Annotated in this window: 5 protein-coding genes; all 5 read left to right on the forward strand. The window is 75.5% G+C overall.

The genetic code is table 11. The features are described from left to right. Positions 1-3: 3 nt before the first annotated feature. Positions 4-9051: an alpha/beta fold hydrolase gene (locus ACIA79_RS32935; protein WP_399432106.1), complete on the forward strand. Its 9048-nt coding sequence runs from the start codon at positions 4-6 to the stop codon at positions 9049-9051. Then, positions 9048-10466 carry an MFS transporter gene (locus tag ACIA79_RS32940; RefSeq protein ID WP_399432097.1) on the forward strand — a complete coding sequence of 473 codons (1419 nt, stop codon included), beginning with the start codon at positions 9048-9050 and terminating at the stop codon, positions 10464-10466. The genes ACIA79_RS32935 and ACIA79_RS32940 overlap by 4 nt, the downstream gene beginning before the upstream one ends. 13 nt (positions 10467-10479) lie before the next feature. Next, positions 10480-11922 carry a cytochrome P450 gene (locus ACIA79_RS32945; RefSeq protein ID WP_399432098.1) on the forward strand — a complete coding sequence of 481 codons (1443 nt, stop codon included), beginning with the start codon at positions 10480-10482 and terminating at the stop codon, positions 11920-11922. 280 nt (positions 11923-12202) lie between these two features. After that, positions 12203-12793, forward strand: a complete 591-nt coding sequence (locus ACIA79_RS32950) for a DUF2867 domain-containing protein (protein ID WP_399432099.1) — start codon at positions 12203-12205, stop codon at positions 12791-12793. A gap of 348 nt (positions 12794-13141) precedes the next feature. Then, positions 13142-21325 (forward strand): type I polyketide synthase, encoded by an 8184-nt coding sequence (locus ACIA79_RS32955; protein ID WP_399432100.1) that lies wholly within the window; start codon positions 13142-13144, stop codon positions 21323-21325. The last annotated feature ends 27 nt before the right edge of the window (positions 21326-21352 follow it).

Consider the following 21352-nt stretch of genomic DNA (forward strand, 5'->3'; position numbering starts at 1 on the left):
ATCCTGGCGGCGTGCGAGCGCGAGGGGGTGCGGGCACGGCGGGTCAACGTCGACTACGCCTCCCACTCGGCGCAGGTGGAGGCGATCCGGGCGGACCTGCTGGAGGTGCTGGCCGCCGTGCGGCCGGTGAGCGGCCGGGTGCCGTTCTACTCGACCGTCACCGGCGGGTTCATCGACACCACCACGATGGACGCCGGGTACTGGTACCGGAACCTGCGCGGACAGGTCGGCTTCGAACCCGCCATCCGCGCGCTGGTCGACAACGGCGCCGGGTGCTTCCTGGAGATGTCCCCCCACCCGGTGCTCGCCATGGCCGTGGAAGGGACCGTCGCCGCCCACGGCGCGGGCAACCGGATCGGTGTGGTGGGCTCCCTGCGCCGCGACGAGGGCGGACTGCCCCGCTTCCTGCTCTCCCTCGGCGAGGCGCACACCGCCGGGGTGAAGGTCGACTGGGCCGCCTGCTTCACCGGCTCCGGCGCCCGGCAGGTCCCGCTGCCCACCTACGCCTTCCAGCACAAGCGCTACTGGCTGGACGCCACCGGTCTCGCCGACGCCTCCGCGGTCGGCCTCGGCCGCGTCGAGCACCCCGTCCTGGCCGCCGCCGTCCAGGTCGGCGACCGCGACGAGTGGGTCCTCACCGGCCGCGTCTCCCACCAGGGGCAGCCCTGGACCCGCGACCACGCGCTGTTCGGCACGGTCACCCTGCCGGGCGCTGCGCTCACCGAACTGGTCCTGTCCGCGGGCGCCCACGTGGGCTGCGACCTCGTCGAGGAACTCGACCTCGACGCCCCGCTCGTCCTGGGCGACGACACCGCCGTACGGATCCAGGTCACGCTCGGCGCGGCCGACGCCGACGGCCGCCGCGAGGTGTCGGTCTACTCGCGCCCGGACACCGGCGAGGAGCAGTCCACCGAGGCCGTCCGCCACGCGCACGGCCGGATCGCCCCCGACGCCGAACCCCTGACCGCCCGGCCGGGCGAGTGGCCGCCCGCCGGCGCCGAACCGGTGTCGGTCGACGCGCTGTACACCAGCCTCGCCGAACAAGGCCTGGACTGCGGCCCGCTGCTGCAGTGCGCCCAGTCGGCGTGGACCCTCGGCGGCGACGTGTACGCCGAACTCGCCCTGCCCGACGGCACCGAGCCCGGCGGCTACGCGATCCACCCGGCCCTGCTGGAGTCGGCGCTGCACACCGCCCACCGGCCCACCGCCGGCGGGGCGCCGTCCGTGGCGTCCTGGTCGGGCGTGCGGCTCGCGGGCGACAAGGTGTCCCGGGCGCGCGTCCGCATCGCCACGGTCGCCGAAGGCGTCCTGCGGCTCGACGTCTTCGACACCGACGGCGCTCCCGTGGCGCACGTCGACCGGATCACCGTACGGGCCGCCGACGCCGCCCGGCTCGGGGAGCTGCGCCGCGGACAGAACGCGCTGTACCGCCTGGACTGGACGCCCGTCACGGCCGGAGCGGCCGCGCCCGTGCGGCTGGCCGCGCTGGGCGAGGTCGCCGGCGTGGCCGACCGCCACCCCGACGCGGCCGCGCTCGAACGCGCCGTCGCCGACGGCGCGCCCGTCCCCCGGGCGGTCCTGGCCCGGATCGACACCGCAGGCGAGCAGACGCCGTCGGCGGTGCGGGACGCCGCCGCGCGGGCCGTCGCACTGGTACGCCAGTGGCCGTCCGGCGGGCCGCTGGGCGGGACCCCGCTCGTCGTGGTCACCCGCGGTGCGGTGGCCGCCGGGGACGAGGCCCCCGACGCCGAGCAGGCCGCGGTCTGGGGCGTCGTACGCGCCGCGCAGTCGGAGCACCCCGGGCGCTTCCTGCTCGTGGACGCCGACGGCGAGCAGCCGTGGGGTGCGCTGTCCGGCCTGGACGAGCCGCAGCTCGCCGTCCGCGACGGCAAGGTCCTCGCCCCCCGGCTGGCCCGGGTGACCGGCGTCCGGGCCGACCGGACCGGGTCCGTGGACCCCGACGGCACCGTGCTGATCACCGGCGGCTTCGGAGCCCGGTTCGCCGAGCACCTCGTCACCCGCCACGGCGCCCGGCACCTGGTGCTGGCCGCGCCCGCGGACGAGGCCGGCGCACTGGCCGCCGCCCTCCCCGCGCTCCTGGAGGCCCACGGCGCCGACGTGCGCGTCGCGCCCTGCGACGTCGCGGACCGGGACCAGCTCGCCGCGCTGCTCGGCTCCCTGGAGCACCCGCTCACCGCGGTGGTCCACGCCGCGGGCGTACCCGGCACCGGGCTGGCCGACGCGGGGCTGATCGAGAGCCTCTCCGACGAGCGGCTGGAGACGGTGTTGCGGGAGGCGGTCGACACGGCCTGGCACCTGCACGAGCTGACCGCGGACGCGGACCTTTCCGCGTTCGTCCTGTTCTCCGCCTTCGAGGGCCTGGCCGGCATCCCCGGCCAGGCGGCCGCCTCCGCCGCGGACGCGGCCCTGGCGGCCCTCGCGCACGGCCGCCGCGCGGCCGGGCTCCCCGGTACCGCGCTCGCCTGGGGCTTCTGGGCCGACGGCCGCGGCACCACCGCGCTCGGCGAGGCCGACCTCGCGCTCGTCGCGCAGGCCGGCATCCTGCCGCTGCCGACCGGCCTCGGACTCGACCTGTTCGACCGCGGCCTCGCCGCGGACGAGCCGCTGCTGGCCCCGGTCGACCTGGACCCGGCCGTCCTGCGGGAGCAGGCCCGGGCCGGACTGCTGCCGGCCGTGCTGCGCGGACTCGTCCGGGTCCCCGCCCGGCGCGCGGCGTCCGGCGGCACCCTGGCACGGCGCCTCGCCGACGTGCCGGAGGCCGAGCGCGAGGGCGTGGTGCTCGACCTGGTGCGGGCGCAGGCCGCGTCCGTGCTCGGCCACGACTCCGCCGACGAGGTGGACGGCGAACGCGCCTTCAAGGAGCTCGGCTTCGACTCCGTCAGCGCGGTCGAACTGCGCAACCGGCTTTCGCAGAGCACCGGCGTACCGCTGCCCGCCACCCTCGTGTTCGACCACCCCACGCCGGCGGCCGTCGCCCGGCTGCTGCTGTCGCGGACCGACGGGACGGCGGACGCCGCGCTCCCGGCCGCGCAGAAGCGGCGCGGCACGGTGGACGAGCCGCTGGCGATCGTCGGCATCGGCTGCCGCTACCCCGGAGGCGTCACCTCCGCGGAGGACCTGTGGCGGCTCGTGGCCGAGGGCCGCGACGTGATCGGCCCCATGCCCACCGACCGCGGCTGGGACCTGGAGCGCCTCTACAGCCCGGACCGCGAGCAGACGGGCACCACCTACGCGCGGGGCGGCGGCTTCATCGCCGGCATGGGCGACTTCGACGCCGAGTTCTTCGGCATCAGCCCGCGCGAGGCCATGGCCATGGACCCCCAGCAGCGCCTGCTGCTGGAGACCTCCTGGGAGACCCTGGAGCACGCCGGCATCGACCCGACCTCCCTGCGGGGCACGGACACCGGTGTCTTCGTCGGCATCACCGGTTCCGACTACGGCATCCTCGTGCCCAGCGAGTACGAGGGCTACCGCGTCACCGGCACCATGTCCAGCGTCGCCTCCGGCCGCATCGCCTACACCCTCGGACTGGAAGGCCCCGCCGTCTCGGTGGAGACCGCCTGCTCCTCCTCCGGGGTCGCGCTGCACATGGCGGCGCAGGCGCTGCGCAACGGCGAGTGCTCGCTCGCGCTGGCGGGCGGCGTCACGTTCATGACGACGCCCATCACGATGACCGAGTTCAGCCGCCAGGGAGCCAACTCGCCGGACGGCCGCTGCCGCGCCTACGCGGCCTCCGCCGACGGCACCGGCTTCTCCGACGGGCTCGGCCTGGTGGTGCTGGAGCGGCTGTCCGACGCCCGGCGCAACGGGCGGCACATCCTGGGCCTGATCCGCGGTACGGCGATCAACCAGGACGGCGCCAGCAACGGCCTGACCGCGCCGAGCGGTCCCGCGCAGGAGCGGGTGATCCGGCAGGCGCTGGCCAACGCCGGGCTGTCCCCGGCCGAGGTGGACGCGGTCGAGGGCCACGGCACCGGCACGGTCCTCGGTGACCCGATCGAGGCGCAGGCGCTGCTGGCGACGTACGGCCGCGAACGCGAGGACGCCCCGCTGTGGCTGGGTTCCATCAAGTCGAACATCGGTCACACCTCCGGCGCCGCCGGCGTCGCCGGTGTCATCAAGATGGTGATGGCGATGCGGCACGGCGTACTGCCGAAGACGCTGCACGTCGACGAGCCCTCGCCGCACATCGACTGGCAGGCGGGTGAGGTCGAGCTGCTGACCGAGGCCCGGGAGTGGACCACCCCCGGCCGTCCCCGGCGCGCGGGCGTGTCGTCCTTCGGCGTGAGCGGCACCAACGCGCACATCATCGTCGAGGAGGCCCCCGCCGGCACTCCGGCCACCGGCACCGACGCCCCGGCCGCCGATTCCGGCACCGGCACCCCGGCCGCCGGCTCCGGTGCCACCGGCGTTCCGGCCGCCGGCTCCGAGGACGCGGCGCCGGCTCCCGCGACGCCCGTGCTGCTCTCCGCGCGCACCGAAGCGGCCGTACGCGGCCAGGCCGAGCGCCTGCGGCGGCACCTGCTGGAGAACCCCGGGCTCTCCGTGCCCGACATCGGCTACTCCCAGCTGACCACCCGGGCCCGGCTGGAGCACCACGCGGTGCTCGTGGCCGCCGGCCGCGACGAACTGGCCGCCGAGCTCGCCGCCTTCGCCGTCGGCGACGTGACCGAGCAGACGGCCTCCGGCCGGCCCCCCGCCACCGCCAAGCCGGTGTTCGTGTTCCCCGGACAGGGAGCGCAGTGGGAGGGCATGGCGGTCGAACTGCTCGACACCTCAACGGTGTTCGCCGCCGAGATCGCCGCGTGCGGCGCCGCGCTCGCCGAGTTCGTGGACTGGCGCCTGGAGGACGTCCTGCGCGGCGCCCCCGACGCGCCGTCGCTGCAGCGCGTCGACGTGGTGCAGCCCGCGCTGTTCGCGGTGATGGCCGGCCTGGCGGCGCTGTGGCGCTCCTACGGCGTCGAGCCGTCCGCCGTGGTCGGCCACTCGCAGGGCGAGGTGGCCGCCGCCTACGTGGCCGGCGGTCTGTCGCTGCGCGACGCGGCCCGCGTCATCGCCGTGCGCAGCCGGATCGCCCGCGACCGGCTCATGGGCGCCAGCTGCCTGGCCTCGCTCGCGCTGCCGGCCGAACGGGTCGAGGAGTTGATCGCCCCGTACGGCGACCGCGTCTCCGTGGCGGCCGTCAACGGCCCGACGGCCGTGATCGTCGCCGGTGACCTGGACGCGATCGACGCACTCGTGGAGCACTGCGAGCGCGAGGAGATCCGGGCCAAGCGGATCCCGGCCACCTTCGCCTCGCACTCGCCTCACGTCGAGGTGGCCCGTGCCGAGATGCTGGAGGCGTTCGCCCCGGTCGAGCCGCGCAGCGGGAACGTCCCGCTGTACTCCACGGCGCTCGGCGCGTTCGTCGACACCGCCGACATGGACGCCGCGTACTGGTACGCCAACCTCCGCAACCCCGTCGGCTACGAGCCCGCCGTGCGCGCGCTCGTCGAGAACGGCGCGGGCTGCTTCCTGGAGATGTCCCCGCACCCGGTGCTGGCCGTGGCGACGGAGGAGACCGTCGCCGCGACCGGCGCCGGCCGGGTCGGCGTGGTCGGCTCGCTGCGCCGCCGGCAGGGCGGCATGAAGCGGTTCCTGCTCTCCCTCGCCGAGGCGCACACCGCGGGGGTGAAGGTGGACTGGGACGCCTGCTTCGCCGGCTCCGGCGCCCGGCAGGTCCCGCTGCCCACCTACGCCTTCCAGCGCAAGCGGTACTGGCCGAGCGCCGGCCCGGCCACCGGCGGCGACCCGGCCGCCTCCGGCCTCGGCCGCGTCGAGCACCCGGTCCTGACGGCGGGCATGCAGCTCGCCGACCGCGACGAGTGGGTCCTCACCGGCCGCCTGTCCCACGACACCCAGCCCTGGCTCCGCGACCACGCCGCCTTCGGACTGCCCGTCGCGCCCAGCACGACGCTGGTCGAACTGGCCCTGGCCGCGGGCCGCGGCGTCGGGACGCCGCTGCTCGACGAGCTGATGTTCGAGGCGCCGCTGCTGCTGGCCGACGGCGCGGCCCTGCAGATCCAGGCGATCGTGGGCGCACCCGGGGACGACGGCCGCCGCCCGGTGACGGTCCACTCCCGCCCCGACGGCGACCAGCACGCCGGGTCGACCCGCCACTGCACGGGCTGGCTCGCACCGGACACCGAGCCCGCCGTGGGCCGGGCGGGCGCATGGCCGCCCGCCGGCGCCGAACCGGTGGCGGTGGACGGGCTGTACGCCGCGCTGGCCGGCCTCGGCCTCGACTGCGGCCCCGCCCTGCACGGCGTACGGGCGGCCTGGCGCTCCGGCGGCGAGCTGTACGCCGAACTCGCGCTGCCCGGGGACCTCGGCGCCGCGGACTTCGGCATCCACCCCGCCCTGTTCGAGTCCGCGCTGCACATCGGGCAGCTGGGCTTCACCGACCAGGACACGCCCAGGCTGCCGGTCTCCTGGTCCGGGGTGCGGCTCGCCGCGACCGGCACCGCCGGGGGCCGCGCCCACGTCACCTCCGACGGCGACACCCTGCGGCTGGCCGTGTACGGCGAGGACGGCTCGCTCGTGCTCGCCGCCGACCGCATCGCCTTCCACGCGGTCGATCCCGGCCACCTGGAGGAGCTGCGCCGCGGCCAGAGCTCGCTCTACCGCGTGGACTGGACGCCCGTCGAGGCCGGACCGGCCACGCCGGTACGGCTCGCCGCGCTGGGCGACGCCCCCGCGGGAGCGGCCGACCGCTACGCCGACCTGGCCGCTCTCGCGGCCGCCGTCGACGGCGGAGCCGCGGCCCCGCAGGCCGTGCTCACGACGGCCGGCGCCCCCGCCGGGGACGGACCCGACGCCGTGCGCGCCGCCGCCGGCGACGCCTCGGCCCTGGTGCGGCACTGGCTGGACCACGCGCCGTCCGCCGACGCCGTCCTGATCGTGGCGACCCGCCGCGCGGTGGCCGTCCGGGACGAGGAGGTCCCCGACCCGGCGCAGGCCGCGGTGTGGGGAGTCCTGCGGGCCGCGCAGTCCGCACACCCCGGCCGGTTCCTCGTCGTGGACGTGGACGCGGACGGCGACGCGAGCCCGGAGTGGGGCGCCCTCATCCGGGCCGGCGAGCCGCACCTCGCGGTGCGCGGCGGGCAGTTCCTGGCACCCCGCCTGGCCCTGGTCCCGGCCGGCTCCGCCGGCCGGGCGGTGCCGCCCCTCTCCGGCGGCACCGTGCTCATCACCGGCGGCGCGACCCCGGCGGGCGCGGCCCTGGCCACGCACCTGGCCGCCCACCACGGCGTACGGGACCTGCTGCTGCTCGACGAGCCCGGCGCGGCCGCCGACGCGCTGGTGGCGGAGCTGGCGGAGCTCGGCGCCCGTGCGCGCGTCGAGGCGCCCGCCCCCGACCGGCTGGACGCCGTGATCGGGTCCCTGGAGCGGCCGCTGACCGCGGTCGTCCACGCCGCGGGCGGACCCGCCGGGCTGGAGCTGGCCTGGCGGCTGCACGCACGGACCGAACGGTCCGGCCTGAGCGCCTTCGTGGTGTGCTCCTCCTTCGCCTCCCTCGGGGGCGGCGGGACGCAGGACCCGGCGGCCGACGCGGCCGCCGACGCGCTGGTGCGGCGGCGCCGCGCCGCCGGACTCGCCGGGACCACGCTGGCGTGGGGCCCGTGGGCGGGCGACGCCGCCACACCCGGGACCGCCGAACTGCCCGTCGAGCGCGGGCTGGAGCTGTTCGACCAGGCCCTCGCCGTGGACACCGCGCTGCTGGCGCCGGTGCAGCTGGACCTGGCGGCGCTGCGGTCGCAGGCCCGTGAGCGGACCCTGCCGGCGCTGCTGCGCGGCCTGGTCCGCCTGCCCGCCGAGCGCGAGCAGGGCGGCGGCTCGCTGGCGCAGCGGCTGACGGGCGTCCCGGACGCGGACCGCGAGCGGGTCGTACTGGACCTGGTCACGACGCATGTCGCGGCCGTCCTCGGCCACGCCGCCGACGAACGGATCGACGTCGAACGCAAGCTCAAGGACCTGGGCATGGACTCGATGAGCGCGGTCGGGCTGCGCAACCGGCTGGCGCAGGCCACCGGACTGCGCCTGCCCGTCTCGTTCGTCTTCGAGCACCCCACCCCGGCGGAGATCGCCCGGCAGCTGCTCAAGAGGGTCGGTTCGGGGGCGCCGGACACCGCCGCGCCCGAACAGGCCCCGGACACGATCGGGGTGCGGCTGCGCCACGCCGCCGGGACCGGCACCATGCCGGAGGCGCTGCGGCAGCTCGTGGGGACCGCGGCCGCCAGGCCGGTCTTCTCGTCGGCCGCCGAACTGCCCGACGGGACCGGGAGCCTGGCGCAGCTGGCCTCCGGGCCGGGCCGGGTGAAGATCGTCTGCGTGCCGTCGTACGTGTACGTGGTCGGCTCCGGCCAGGAGCAGTTCATGCGCCTGGCCGACCACTTCGAGGGAGTGCGCGACGTCCTCGTGTGCTCGCTGCCGGGCTTCGGCACCGAACTCTCCCCGCAGTCGCGGGAGGTGGCGGTGGAGGCCCTGGCGGACGCCGTCCGCAAGGCCGTCGGGGACGCCCCGTTCGTCCTGGTCGGCTACTCCATGGGCGGTGTCGTGGCCCGGTCGCTGGCCGAGCGCCTCGAGTCCTCCGGAGCACCGCTCGCCGGACTGGCCATGATCGACACGCTGGCACTCGACGGCGACGGCGACGGCGACGGCGACGGCGAGGGTGACGGGGCGGGCCGTGCGTTCGCCGCCATGCTGGCGGGGATCCTCGGCCACGAGCGGCGCCCGGTCACCGTCGACGACGCCAGCTGGCTGTCCATGGGCGCCTACCTGCGCCTGTTCACCGGCCTGCGGCCGGCACCGATCGCCACCAGGACCCTCATGATCCGGGCGGCCGAGCCGCTCGGCGGCGAAGCGCTGCCGAACGGCCCGCGGTGGGAGGCCACCGACGACCACGTCGAGGTCGCCGCCGACCACTTCGCCCTGATCGAGGCCGCGTCCGCGGCCACCGCGGACGCAATCGAAAGGTGGATCGAGGCATGAGCAGCGACAGACTTCGACGAGGGATGTCCATCACGGTCATCCTCATCGGGGTGTTCATCTCCGCGGTGGACATGCTGATCGTCAACATCGCGTTCCCGAGCATGCAGGAGTCCTTCCCGACCGCCAGCCTCACCGGCCTGTCCTGGGTGATGAGCGCCTACGCGATCACCTTCGCCGCGCTGCTGCTGCCCAGCGGCCGCTGGGCGGACCGGTCGGGGCGCAAGCGGGTCTTCCTGCTGGGGCTCGGACTGTTCACCGCCGTGTCGGCCGTGTGCGCGGCGGCGCCGTCCCTGGAGGTCCTCGTGGCCTTCCGCGCCCTCCAGGGCGTCGGCGCCGCGCTGATGGCACCCAGCTCCCTGGGGCTGCTGCTCGGGCTGTTCGCCCCGGAGCGGCGCGGGATCGCCATCGGGCTGTGGACCGCGGTCGGCGGGGTCGGCTCGGCCGCCGCGCTGCCGCTGGGCGGGCTGCTGGCGGAGATCGACTGGCGCTGGGTCTTCGTCGTCAACCTGCCCCTCGGTACGGTGGCGCTGCTCATCGGCATCTGGTCGCTGCGCCGGTCCGCCACCGAGGACGGCCCGGTCCCGGACCTGCTCGGCATCGTGGTGCTCGCCGCGTCCGTCGCGGCGGTCGTCGCGACCATCGCCCAGGGCCAGTCCTGGGGGTGGGGCAGCGCCCAGGTCATCGGCCTGTCGGCGGTCGGCGCGGCCGGCCTCGCCTACACCGTGCGCCGTGCCCTGCGGCATCCCGCGCCGGTGATCGAACCCGCCATCCTCGCGGTCAGGAACGTGGCCCTGGGGAACGTCGCCACCGGCTTCTTCTTCATGGGCGTCGGGGCGATGGCCATGTCGACGATCCTGTTCCTGACCCAGGTCTGGGGCCACTCCACCCTGCGCGGCGCCCTGGAGATCGCGCCGGGCCCGGTGGCGGCCACCGTGTTCGCCGTGCCCAGCGGTATCTTCGCGGTGCGCTACGGGGTGCACCTGGTCGGCCTGGCCGGTGCCTCCGCCTTCGCGGCGGGCGGCATCTGGTGGGCCTGCGTGCTGGACGGCACCCCGGACTTCACCGGCCACTTCCTGCCCGGCTCCATCATCGGCGGCATCGGCTTCGGCCTGATCCTGCCCGCCCTGGCCGCGGCGTCGACGCTGTCCCTGCCGCCGGAGCGCGTCGCCACCGGCACCGGCATGGCGTCGATGTCCCGCCAGATCGGCATGGCCCTCGGCGTCGCCGTGGTCGCCGCCGTCCTCGCCGGCACCCCCGACCTGTCCTCCTTCCGCGCCGCGTTCCTGATCATGGCCGGCGCCGGCCTCGTCAGCGGACTCGCCCTGTTCGCGGTCGGCCCGGTGAGACGGCCCGCCCCGGCCGGTACGGGCGAGGACGACAAGCAAGACCACATGACCCCTGCGGCAACGAGATAAGGAAGCAACGAACATGGACCACTCCAGCAACGCTCACGAGGCGGCGGCCGCGTCCGGCGGCAAGTGCCCCATCGACCACTCCGCCCCCGCCGCCCGGACGGTCGTGCCGTCCTCCTCGCTGCCCATGGTGGAAATGGCCCGGCTGCGGCAGGTGCTGAGCATCTGGGCCCGCCCCGAGCCCTTCCTGAAGAGCTGCCGCGCCAAGTACGGCAGCCGGTTCCGGGTGCAGATCATCCCCGGCATCCGCATCCACGTGATCTCGGCGCCGGAGGACGTGAAAAGCATGTTCCTCGCGCCCCGGGACGTCCTGCACACCGGTTCCAGCAACGGCCCCATCGAGAAGTGGACCGGCCAGAACGGCCTGGCCTGGCTGGACGAGGACGCGCACACCGCGCGGCGGCGCAGCGTCATGCCGAGCTTCCGGGGCGACGCGCTCAAGCGCATCGAGCAGGCGGTCGGCCGGCTGGCCAAGGAGACCGTGGCGTCCTGGCCCCGCAACCAGGTCGTGTCGGTCCACCCCTTCGCACACCGCTACACCACCAAGGTGATCATGGAGGTGCTCTTCGGTGAGCACCGCCCGTCGAACGAGGACCAGATGTTCGAGGAGGTGATGAAGATGCTGGACTTCAACTCCCGCCCCGCGTCGATGACGATGTTCCACCGGATGCCGGCCTGGAGGGTGAAGCTGCTGCGCCTGCTCCGGCCCAACGGCGTCAACGAGTTCCTCACCCGCCGCGAGCGCGTCTACCGGATGGTGGACGCGGCCATCGAGGAGCGCGTGCGCTCCGGCGCGGCCGGTGACGACCTCCTCGGCGTGATGCTCGGCATCACCAACGCGGACGGCTCCAAGCCCAGCCGCATCGAGATGCGCGACGAGATCATGACGCAGTTCCTGGCGGGCACCGAGACCACCGCCGCCGCCATCTGCTGGGCGCTGGAGTTCCTCACCCAGCACCCCGAGGTGGTCCGCCGCCTGCGCGCGGAGATCGAGGAGGGCGCGGGCGACGAGTACCTGACCGCGGTGGTGCACGAGGTGCTGCGGCTGGGCCCGCCCATCCAGCAGATCGTCCCCCGCGAGGTGGTCAAGCAGGTCGAGATCGGTGGTGTGCGGTACGAGCCCGGCGACCGTCTGTGGGCGAGCGCCTACCTGCTCAACCGGGACGAGCACAACTACCCGCAGCCCGACGAGTTCCGGCCCGAGCGCTTCCTCGGCGTCAAGCCCGCCTCGCACACCTGGATCCCGTTCGGCGGCGGCCACACCCGGTGCCTCGGCGACCGCGTCGCCTTCGTGGAGATCAAGGCGACACTGACCGAGATCCTCTCCACCTGCGACGTCGAGCGCGCCGACGCCAAGCCGGAGTACGCGCACAGCCGCACGGTCGTCAACATCCCCCGGAACGGGGCCCGCATGGTGTTCCGTCCGCGCAAGGTGAAGGCCGGACTGGCCGCGGGGTGAGGCACGCCGGCGGCCCCGGGGGCCGGCCGCGGGGGACCGTCCTCGCCGCGGCGGCCCCCCGGGTAGGTTGGTTCCGCCGCGCGTGGCCGGTTCACCTGGCGGCGCCGTCGGACCGTCCCCGCACCGAGGGACCAGCGGGGGTGGTCCGGCCCGTCAGGAGCAGGGCCCCGGGGGACCGGGGCGCCCGGGTGGGACGCAGGTCCGCTCGCGACGCACGTACCGGCGGGCACTTCCGACGCGCGTGTCCCGCGCGTCCGTTCCACGGAAAATGGAGGTTTGCATGAGGCTCCCGAACACCGCGTTCACCGAGCGGCCCTGGCGGATCCACGAGTTCATCAAGGACTTCGAGATCGAGGACGTCTGGGACCTGGACACCCCGGGAGGTCCCGACGACCTGGCCCTCCTGGTCCAGCAGTTCGACAGCGACGGGGCCGACTTCAAGCCGTCGCCGATGTACAAGCTGCTGTTCGCGATCCGCTGGCGGCTCGGCGCCATCCTCAAGTGGGACGAGGAGAAGCACGGCCTCGGCCCGCGCAACCCGTCCCTGAGGGACCGGCTGCCGGACGACCTGCGCGACGGCCCGCGCGGGCCGGACCTGAAGGTGGTACCGATGAAGTCGGTCTACCAGAGCTCCGACGAATGGGTCACCGAGGTCGTCAACAAGACCGTGCACGCGGCGATGCACATCGGCTGGGTGGACGACGGCAACGGCAGGCACCACGCCCAGATGGCCGTGCTGGTCAAGAAGAAGGGCACGCTGGGCAAGGTCTACATGCCCCTCATCCTTCCTTTCCGGCGCATCTTCGTGACGCCGTCCCTGGTCAAGGCGATCGGCCGCTCCTGGCGGACGCGGACGCGGCCCACCGCCTGAGACCGGCCGGTGCGGCCCCGCCGCACCCCTGTCCGCCCGACGGCGCCCGGTGCTCCCGGCGCCACCCCCGGCGGCCGGACACCGCACCCCCCGTAGCCCGCGCGGCCCCACCGCGCGGGCTACGGGCGTTCCCGGCCGGCGGTCCGCCCCGCACCCCCGGGACGCCCCGCGAACGTACCCCCAACGGCGGCGGTACGCCGGATGACGGGCGCGCGCCGGCACCGGTCCCACCGGATTCGACGGCGCGGAAGTGTATCTGCGGAGCCCGTTCCCGGATCGTGCAGCCAAAGGGGTAGAAAGGGCTGGAGCTCTATGGGCGTCAATGAGTGCGGGCAGGATTTCACCGGGGTGGGTCAGAATGCCGTCGCCGTCATCGGAATGTCGTGCCGGGTTCCGGGCGCCGAGGACGTGCGCGCCTTCTGGAAGCTGCTGAGGGAGGGCGGGGACGCGATCACGGACGCGCCCGCCGACCGGTGGCCCACGGACATCCCCGAGCTGGCGCGCCACCCCCGGGGCGGTTTCGTCGACCGCGTCGGCGACTTCGACGCCGGCTTCTTCGGGATCTCCCCGCGCGAGGCCGCGGTGATGGACCCGCGCCAGCGCATGGTGCTCGAACTGAGCTGGCAGGCCGTGGAGGACGCCTCCCTCGCACCGGAGGGGCTGCGCGGCAGCGCCACCGCCGTGTTCCTGGGCGCCACCGGCGACGACTACGCCTCCCTGGTGCACCGGCACGGCGCGGACGCGCTGTCCCACCACTCCGTCGCCGGGCTGAGCCGGGGCCTCATCGCCAACCGGGTCTCGCACCAACTGGGCCTGCACGGACCGAGCCTGACCGTGGACACCGCGCAGTCCTCCTCCCTCGTCGCCGTCCACATGGCCTGCGAAAGCCTGCGCTCGGGAGCCGCGCGCCTGGCCCTGGCCGGCGGCGTCCACCTGAACCTGGTGCCGGAGAGCACCATCGCCTTCGCCCGCGCCGGGGCCCTGTCGCCCGACTGCCGCAGCCACACCTTCGACGCCCGCGCCAACGGCTTCGTCCGCGGCGAGGGCGCCGGCGTCGTGGTCCTCAAGCGCCTGGCCGACGCGGTCGCCGACGGCGACGACGTGTACTGCGTCCTGCTCGGCGGCGCCGTCAACCACGACGGCCCCGGCGCGCTGACCGTACCCAACGCCGAGGCGCAGAGCGCGCTGCTCCGCGCGGCGTACCGCGACGCCGGGGTGACCCCCGCGCAGGTGCGGTACGTCGAACTGCACGGCACCGGCACCCGTGCGGGCGACCCCGTCGAGGCGAGCGCCCTGGCCGAGGTCTTCGGCGAAGGCCGTGACGCCGGGCAGCCGCTGCTCGTCGGGTCCGTGAAGACCAACATCGGCCACCTCGACGCGGCCGCGGGCGTCGTCGGACTGATCAAGGCCGCCCTCTCCGTACGCCACGGGGTGCTGCCGGCGAGCCTCCACTACGAGACCCCGAACCCGGACATCCCCCTGGAGCAGTGGAAGCTGCGGGTCAACGACTCCGCCGCGCCGTGGCCCGACGGCCCCCGGCTGGCCGGGGTCAGCTCCTTCGGCATCGGCGGCACCAACTGCCACCTCGTCGTCGCCGCCCCCGAGGCCCTGACGGCTCCGCAACCCGCTCCCGCCGCCGCCCTCGCCGGGAGGACCCCGGCCGCACCGGGCCCGGACGCCGCCACCGCGCCCGGCACACCCGTCCCGGTGCTGGTCTCCGCCCGCACCCCGCAGGCGCTGCGGGCGCAGGCCCGGCAGCTGCACGACTGGGTGCGCGACGACACCGCGCTGCGCCCCGGGGACGTCGGCTGGTCCACCGCGACCACCAGGTCCCCGCTGAAGAGCCGGGGCGTCGTACTCGCCGCCGACCGCGACGAACTCCTCGACGGACTGGCCGCGCTGGCCGAGGGCAGGCCGTCGGCGCGGGCCGTCACCGGCACCGCCGCCGAGGGCGGCCGCGTCGTCTGGGTCTTCTCCGGCCAGGGCGCGCACTGGACCGGCATGGCCCGCGGCCTGTGGGAGACGAACGAGGTGTTCGCCGCCCGCATGGAGGAGTGCCAGGCCCTGCTCGAGCAATACGCCGGCTGGTCGCTGCGGGAGGTGCTCGGCGACGAGGACGCCCTCACCCGCATGGACGTCGTACAGCCCGCGCTGTTCGCGGTCATGGTCTCCCTGGCCGAGGTGTGGCGCTCGTCGGGCGTGGAGCCGGACGCGGTCATCGGCCACTCCCAGGGCGAGATCGCCGCCGCGACCGCCGCGGGCATCCTCACCCTCGCCGACGGCGTGCGGCTGATCGTCGCCCGCGCGCGCATCATCACCGAAAAGCTCTCCGGGCGCGGCCTGATGGCCGTCCTGGACCTGCCCGCCGACCAGGTCGACCGCTCCCGGGTCGCGGTCGCCGCGGTCAACTCCCCCGGCACCGTGGTGATCTCCGGCGACCCCGACGGCGTCCGCGCCGCCGTCGCCGACTGCCGGGCCAGGGACATCCGCGCACGGATCGTCCCCGTCGACTACGCCTCCCACTGCGACCACGTGGAATCGGTCCGGGACGAGGTGCTCGCCGGTGTGGCGGGCGCCGCGACCACCGACACCGGGGTGGCGTTCTACTCCACCGTCGTCGCCGGGCGGGTCGACCCGGCCACCCTGGACGCCGAGTACTGGTACCGGAACCTGCGCGAGCCGGTGCGCTTCGCCGCCACCGTGGAGGCACTGGCCGCCGACGGCTACGGCGTGTTCGTCGAGGTCAGCCCGCACCCGGTGCTGACGATGCACATCGCGGGCACCGTCGGCTCCGCCGTCGTCCAGCCCACGCTGCGCCGCAACGAGGACGAGACGCACCGCCTGCTGCTGTCCATGGCCGAACTCCACAGCCGCGGCGTCGACCTGGACTGGCGCGGCTGCTTCCCCGGCGCCCGGCGCGTACCGCTGCCCCCCTACGCCTTCCAGCGCGAGACCCACTGGATCGACGGGACCGCCGCCGCGCCCGTCCCGCGGCCGGCCACCACCGCCGGCGCCACCGCGCCGCCCGAGGCCGCGCCCGCCGCCGGCGGGATGTCCGAGCAGGACCTGTGGACGCTGGTCCGCGGAGAGGCGGCGGTGCTGCTCGGCCACGCCGACACCACGCGGATCGGAGCGGACAACACCTTCAAGGAGCTCGGCTTCGACTCCGTGACCGCGGTGCAGCTGCGCGACCGGCTCAACGCCGCGACCGGCCTGGAGACGCCCGCCTCGCTGGTCTACGACCACCCGACCCCCGCCGCCGTGGTGCGCCACCTGCGCGAGCGGTTCACCGGGGGAGCGGACCGCGAGCACGCCGCTGCGGACGCCGCCGCCGTCCCCGCCGGCGACGAGCCGATCGCGATCGTCGGCATGAGCTGCCGGCTCCCCGGCGGCGTCACCACCCCCGAGGACCTGTGGCGCCTCGTCGCCGACGGGGCCGACGCGATCACCGGCTTCCCCGCGGACCGCGGCTGGCAGGTCGGCGCCGACGCGGACTTCGTCCCCGCCGGAGGCTTCCTGGACGGCGCGGCCGACTTCGACGCCGGCTTCTTCCGGATCAGCCCGCGCGAGGCCCTCGCCATGGACCCGCAGCAGCGCCTCGCCCTGGAGGCCGTCTGGGAGGCACTGGAGAGCGCCGGCCAGGACCCGGCCCGGCTGCGCCGCAGCAACACCGCGGTGTTCATGGGCGCCATGGCCCAGGACTACCTGCCGCGCCTGCAGGACGTCTCCGGCAACCTCGCGGGCCACGCCCTGACCGGCGGCTCCGGGAGCGTGGTGTCCGGCCGGATCGCCTACTCCCTCGGGCTGGAGGGACCGGCCGTCACCGTCGACACCGCCTGCTCCTCCTCCCTGGTCGCCGTGCACCTGGCCGCCCAGTCGCTGCGGTCCGGTGACTGCTCCCTCGCCCTGGCGGGCGGCGTCACCGTGATGTCCACCCCCGGCATGTTCGTCGAGTTCGCCCGGCAGGGCGGACTGGCCGCCGACGGCCGCTGCAAGGCGTTCTCCGACGCCGCCGACGGCACCGGCTGGTCCGAGGGCGTCGGCGTGCTGGTACTGGAGCGGCTGTCCGACGCGCGCCGCAACGGCCACCGCGTCCTGGCCGTCCTGCGCGGCAGCGCCATCAACCAGGACGGCGAGAGCAACGGCCTCACCGCGCCCAACGGCCCCTCCCAGGAACGGGTGATCCGCCAGGCCCTCGCCGCGGCCGGCCTGTCCCCGGCCGAGGTCGACGCGGTGGAGGCACACGGCACCGGCACCAGCCTCGGTGACCCGATCGAGGCGCAGGCGCTGCTGTCCGTCTACGGCCGCGACCGCGAGGAACCGCTGTGGCTGGGGTCGCTGAAGTCCAACATCGGACACACCCAGGCCGCCGCGGGCGTCGCGGGCGTCATCAAGATGATCATGGCGATGCGCGCGGGGGTGCTGCCCAGGACCCTGCACGCGGAGCAGCCGTCGAGCCGCGTCGACTGGTCCTCCGGCGCCGTACGGCTGCTGGCCGAGCAGCGTGACTGGGAGGAAGCGGACCGCCCCCGGCGCGCCGGCGTCTCCTCGTTCGGCATCAGCGGCACCAACGCCCACGTGATCATCGAGCAGGGCGACCGGGTCGGGTCCGCCGTCCCGGACGGCCCGTCGGACGGACCCGTGGCCGGACCGCCCCGCGGCGACACGGTCTGGACCGTGTCGGCGCACAGTGCCAAGGCGCTCGCCGGACAGGCCCGCAAGCTCGGCGCCGCACTCGCCGCCGGCACCGCCCCGCACCCGGCCGACGTCGCCGTCTCCCTGGCCACCCGGCGCGCGTCCCTGGACCACCGTGCCGTGATCATCGGCTCGGACCGGGAGGAACTGCTCGCCGGGCTCGACGCCCTGGCCCAGGGACGGCGCGACGCCGGTGTCGTCACCGGCCACGCCGCGACGCCGCCCGCCGTCGGCGTCCTGTTCTCCGGGCAGGGCAGCCAGCGCCTCGGCATGAGCCGCGAACTCGTCGACACCTTCCCCGTCTTCGCCGACGCCTGGCGCGAGGTCTGCGACGCCCTCGACCCGCTGCTGGAGCACCGCATCGACGACGTCGTCTCGGCCGGACCCGGCTCCGAGGCCGCCGCGCTGCTCGACGGCACCGCGATGACGCAGCCCGCGCTGTTCGCCTTCGAAGTGGCCGCCTACCGGCTCCTGGTGTCCCTCGGGATCGAACCCGCGGTGCTCGTCGGGCACTCCATCGGCGAACTGGCCGCCGCCCACGTCGCCGGTGTGTTCTCGCTGGCCGACGCGGCCCGTCTGGTCGCCGCTCGCGGACGCCTGATGGGCGCGCTGCCGCGCGGCGGGGCCATGGTGGCCGTACAGGCGAGCGAGGACGACGTCCGGGCCGCCCTGGCCGGCCACGAGGACAGCGTCTCCGTCGCCGCCGTCAACGGCCCCGCCGCCGTCGTCGTCTCCGGCGTGGAGGACGTCGTCACCGAGGTCGCCGCGGCCCTGGCCGCCCAGGGGCGGAAGACGACCCGGCTGCGTGTCTCGCACGCCTTCCACTCGCCGCTCATGGACCCCATGCTCGACGACTTCCGGCGCGTCGCCGAGTCGGTCGCCTACGCGCCCGCGCGCCTCGCGGTCGTGTCCAACGTGACCGGCGCCGTCGCCGGACCCGGCGAGCTGGAGCAGCCCGGGTACTGGGTGCGCCACGTGCGCGACGCCGTGCGCTTCGCCGACGGGGCCGCCGCCGCCGTCAAGGCCGGGGCCGAGGTGCTGGTCGAGGTCGGGCCGGACGGCGTGCTGTCCGGCATGACCTCCGAGATCCTCAGCGACGCCGGCGTGACGGCGATCCCCCTCGCCCGCAAGGGCCGTTCGGAGCGGCGCTCGGCGGCCGAGGCCCTGGCCCGCCTGCACGTCGCCGGTGTCCCGGTCGACTGGCGCGCCTACCTCGACGCCGTCGGCGTCGCCGGCCGGCCCGTCGATCTGCCCACCTACGCCTTCGACCACCAGCGCTACTGGGCCCAGCAGGCCGAGCCGCACGCCGACGTCACGAGCGCCGGGCTGGAAACGGTCGGGCACCCCTTCCTGGCCGCCGCCACCCACCTCGCCGCCGGCGACCAGGTGGTGTTCAGCGGGAGGATCGACCTCGCGAGCCGGCCCTGGCTGGAGGACCACACCATCTTCGGCACCACCGTCTTCCCCGGCGCCGCCGTGGTGGAGATGGCGCTGCGCGCCGCCGAGGACACCGGCTGCCGCGCCGTCGAGGAACTGACCCTGCACGCACCGCTGACCTTCAGCGGCGGCGCGGTGCAGGTGCAGGTCGTCGTCGGTGAGGCCGAACCGTCGGGCCGGCGCCCCGTCGGCGTCCACTCCCGCCCCGCCTCCGGCGGCGGCGCCGCAGCCTGGACCCTGCACGCCGCAGGTCACGTCGTGCCGCAGTCCGCCGCCCCCGGCGCCGGGACGGACGTGTGGCCCCCGCAGGACGCCGAACCGGTGGACCTGTCCGGCTTCTACCCGGACCTCGCCGGCCGGGGTTACGGCTACGGTTCCGCCTTCCGGGGCCTGCGCTCGCTGTGGCGGCTCGGCGACGAGGTCCACGGCGAGGTCGAGCTGCCCGACGACGTGCCGCACGCCGGGGACGGCTTCGCCGTGCACCCGGCCCTCTTCGACGCCGCACTGCACCCCGTCCTGGCGCTGATGGTGTCGGACGACCCGGCGCGGGCGGTCCTGCCGTACTCCTGGTCCGGCGTCACCTGCCACGCACGCGCCACGGGCCGGCTGCGGGTCCGCGCCGCCCGCATCAGCGACACCGAGGTGTCGCTGTCCGTCACCGCGTCCGACGGCACGCCCGTGCTGACCGTCGGCTCCCTCGCCCTCATGCCCGCCTCGGCGGACCAGCTGGCCAGGGCCTCCCTGGCCGACTCGCTGTTCGCGGTGCGCTGGTCGCCGGCGCAGCCGGACGCGCAGCGGGCGGCCCGCCCGGCCGACCTCGTGCACATCGAGGCGGAGGACCGGGGCGACGCCCCCGCGACCGCCCGGGCCGGCGCCCACAAGGCGCTCGAACTGGTGCAGCGGCGGCTGGGCGAGCACCACGACCGCCCCCTGGTCATCGTGACGACGAACGCCGTGGCCGCCCTCCCCGGCGAGACGCCCGATCCGGCGCTCGCGCCGGTGTGGGGCCTGGTCCGCTCCGCGCAGGCCGAACACGCGGGCCAGTTCGTCCTCGTGGACACCGACGGCACCGCGGAGTCGCTGGCCGCGCTGGAGAACCTGGACGTGAGCGTGCCGCAGCTCGCCGTCCGCCAGGGCACGGTCTACGCACCGCGGCTGGTCCCGGTGCCCGCCCCGGCCGCCGGGCGGCCCGCCTGGAATCCGGACGGAACGGTTCTGCTCACCGGTGCGACCGGTGGCCTCGGCGCCCTGCTCGCCCGGCACCTGGTTCTCGAGCACGGCGTGCGCAACCTGATGCTCCTCAGCCGCTCCGGCGCCGCCGGACTCGCCGGGGAACTGGCCGGACTCGGCGCCCGCGTCACCCACGCCGCCTGCGACGTCTCCGATGCCCGGGCACTGGCGGAGCAGCTCGCGCGGATCCCGCGGGAAGCACCGCTCACCGCGGTCGTGCACATGGCGGGCGTGCTGGACGACACCACCGTGGAGCTGCTCACGCCGGAGGGGATCGACCGGGTGTTCGCGCCCAAGGTGGACGCCGCGTGGCACCTGCACGAGCTCACCAAGGACATGGACCTGTCGGCGTTCGTCCTCTTCTCCTCCGTCGTCGGCGTGATAGGCAACGCCGGCCAGGCGAACTACGCGGCCGCCAACGCCTTCCTCGACGCCCTGGCCGAGCACCGCGCGGCGGCGGGGCTGCCCGCGCACGCACTGGCCTGGGGCCCGTGGGAGCTCGGCATGGCCAGCACCCTCGGCGAGGCCGACCTGGCGCGCTTCCGGCGCCACGGCATGGCGCCGCTGGCGGCGGAGAAGGGCGCCGCCCTGTTCGACGCCGCCCTCGCCTCGGACGAGCGGCTCCAGCTCCCCGTACAGGTCGACCGGGGCGCACTGCGGCAGGAGACCGTGCCGGCGCTGCTGCGTACGCTCGTCCAGCCCGCTGCCGCGCCCGCGCCCCCCGGGCGGCCCGCCGCCGCCCCCGCCGAGGAGAGCGGCGAGTCCGCCATGGCCCGCAGGCTGGCCGCCCTCGCGCCCGAGGAGCAGCGCGAGGAACTGGTGGCCCTGCTGCTGGAGACCGCCGCCGTGGTGCTGGGGTACCCGTCCGCCGACGACATCGACGCCGACATGACGTTCCAGGAGATCGGCTTCGACTCCCTCAGCGGCGTCGAGTTCCGCAACCAGGTCAAGAAGGACACGGGCGTCCACGTCCCGGCGACGGTGATCTACAACTACCCGACGCCCGCCGCACTGGCGGAGCGGGTGAGGGAACTGCTGTTCCCCGAGCCGGAGGAGGCCGAGGACGAGGCCGCCGGCCTGCCGGACGCCGAGCTCGGCGAACTCGACGCACTCGACGACATCGATGGACTCGACATCGAGGCACTCGTACAGCGGGCGATCTCCGAATGAGGACCTCGTGCCCCCGTGTGCCCGACC

This window comes from Streptomyces sp. NPDC051310 (assembly GCF_044455245.1).
In the GTDB taxonomy this organism is placed as follows: Bacteria; Actinomycetota; Actinomycetes; order Streptomycetales; family Streptomycetaceae; genus Streptomyces.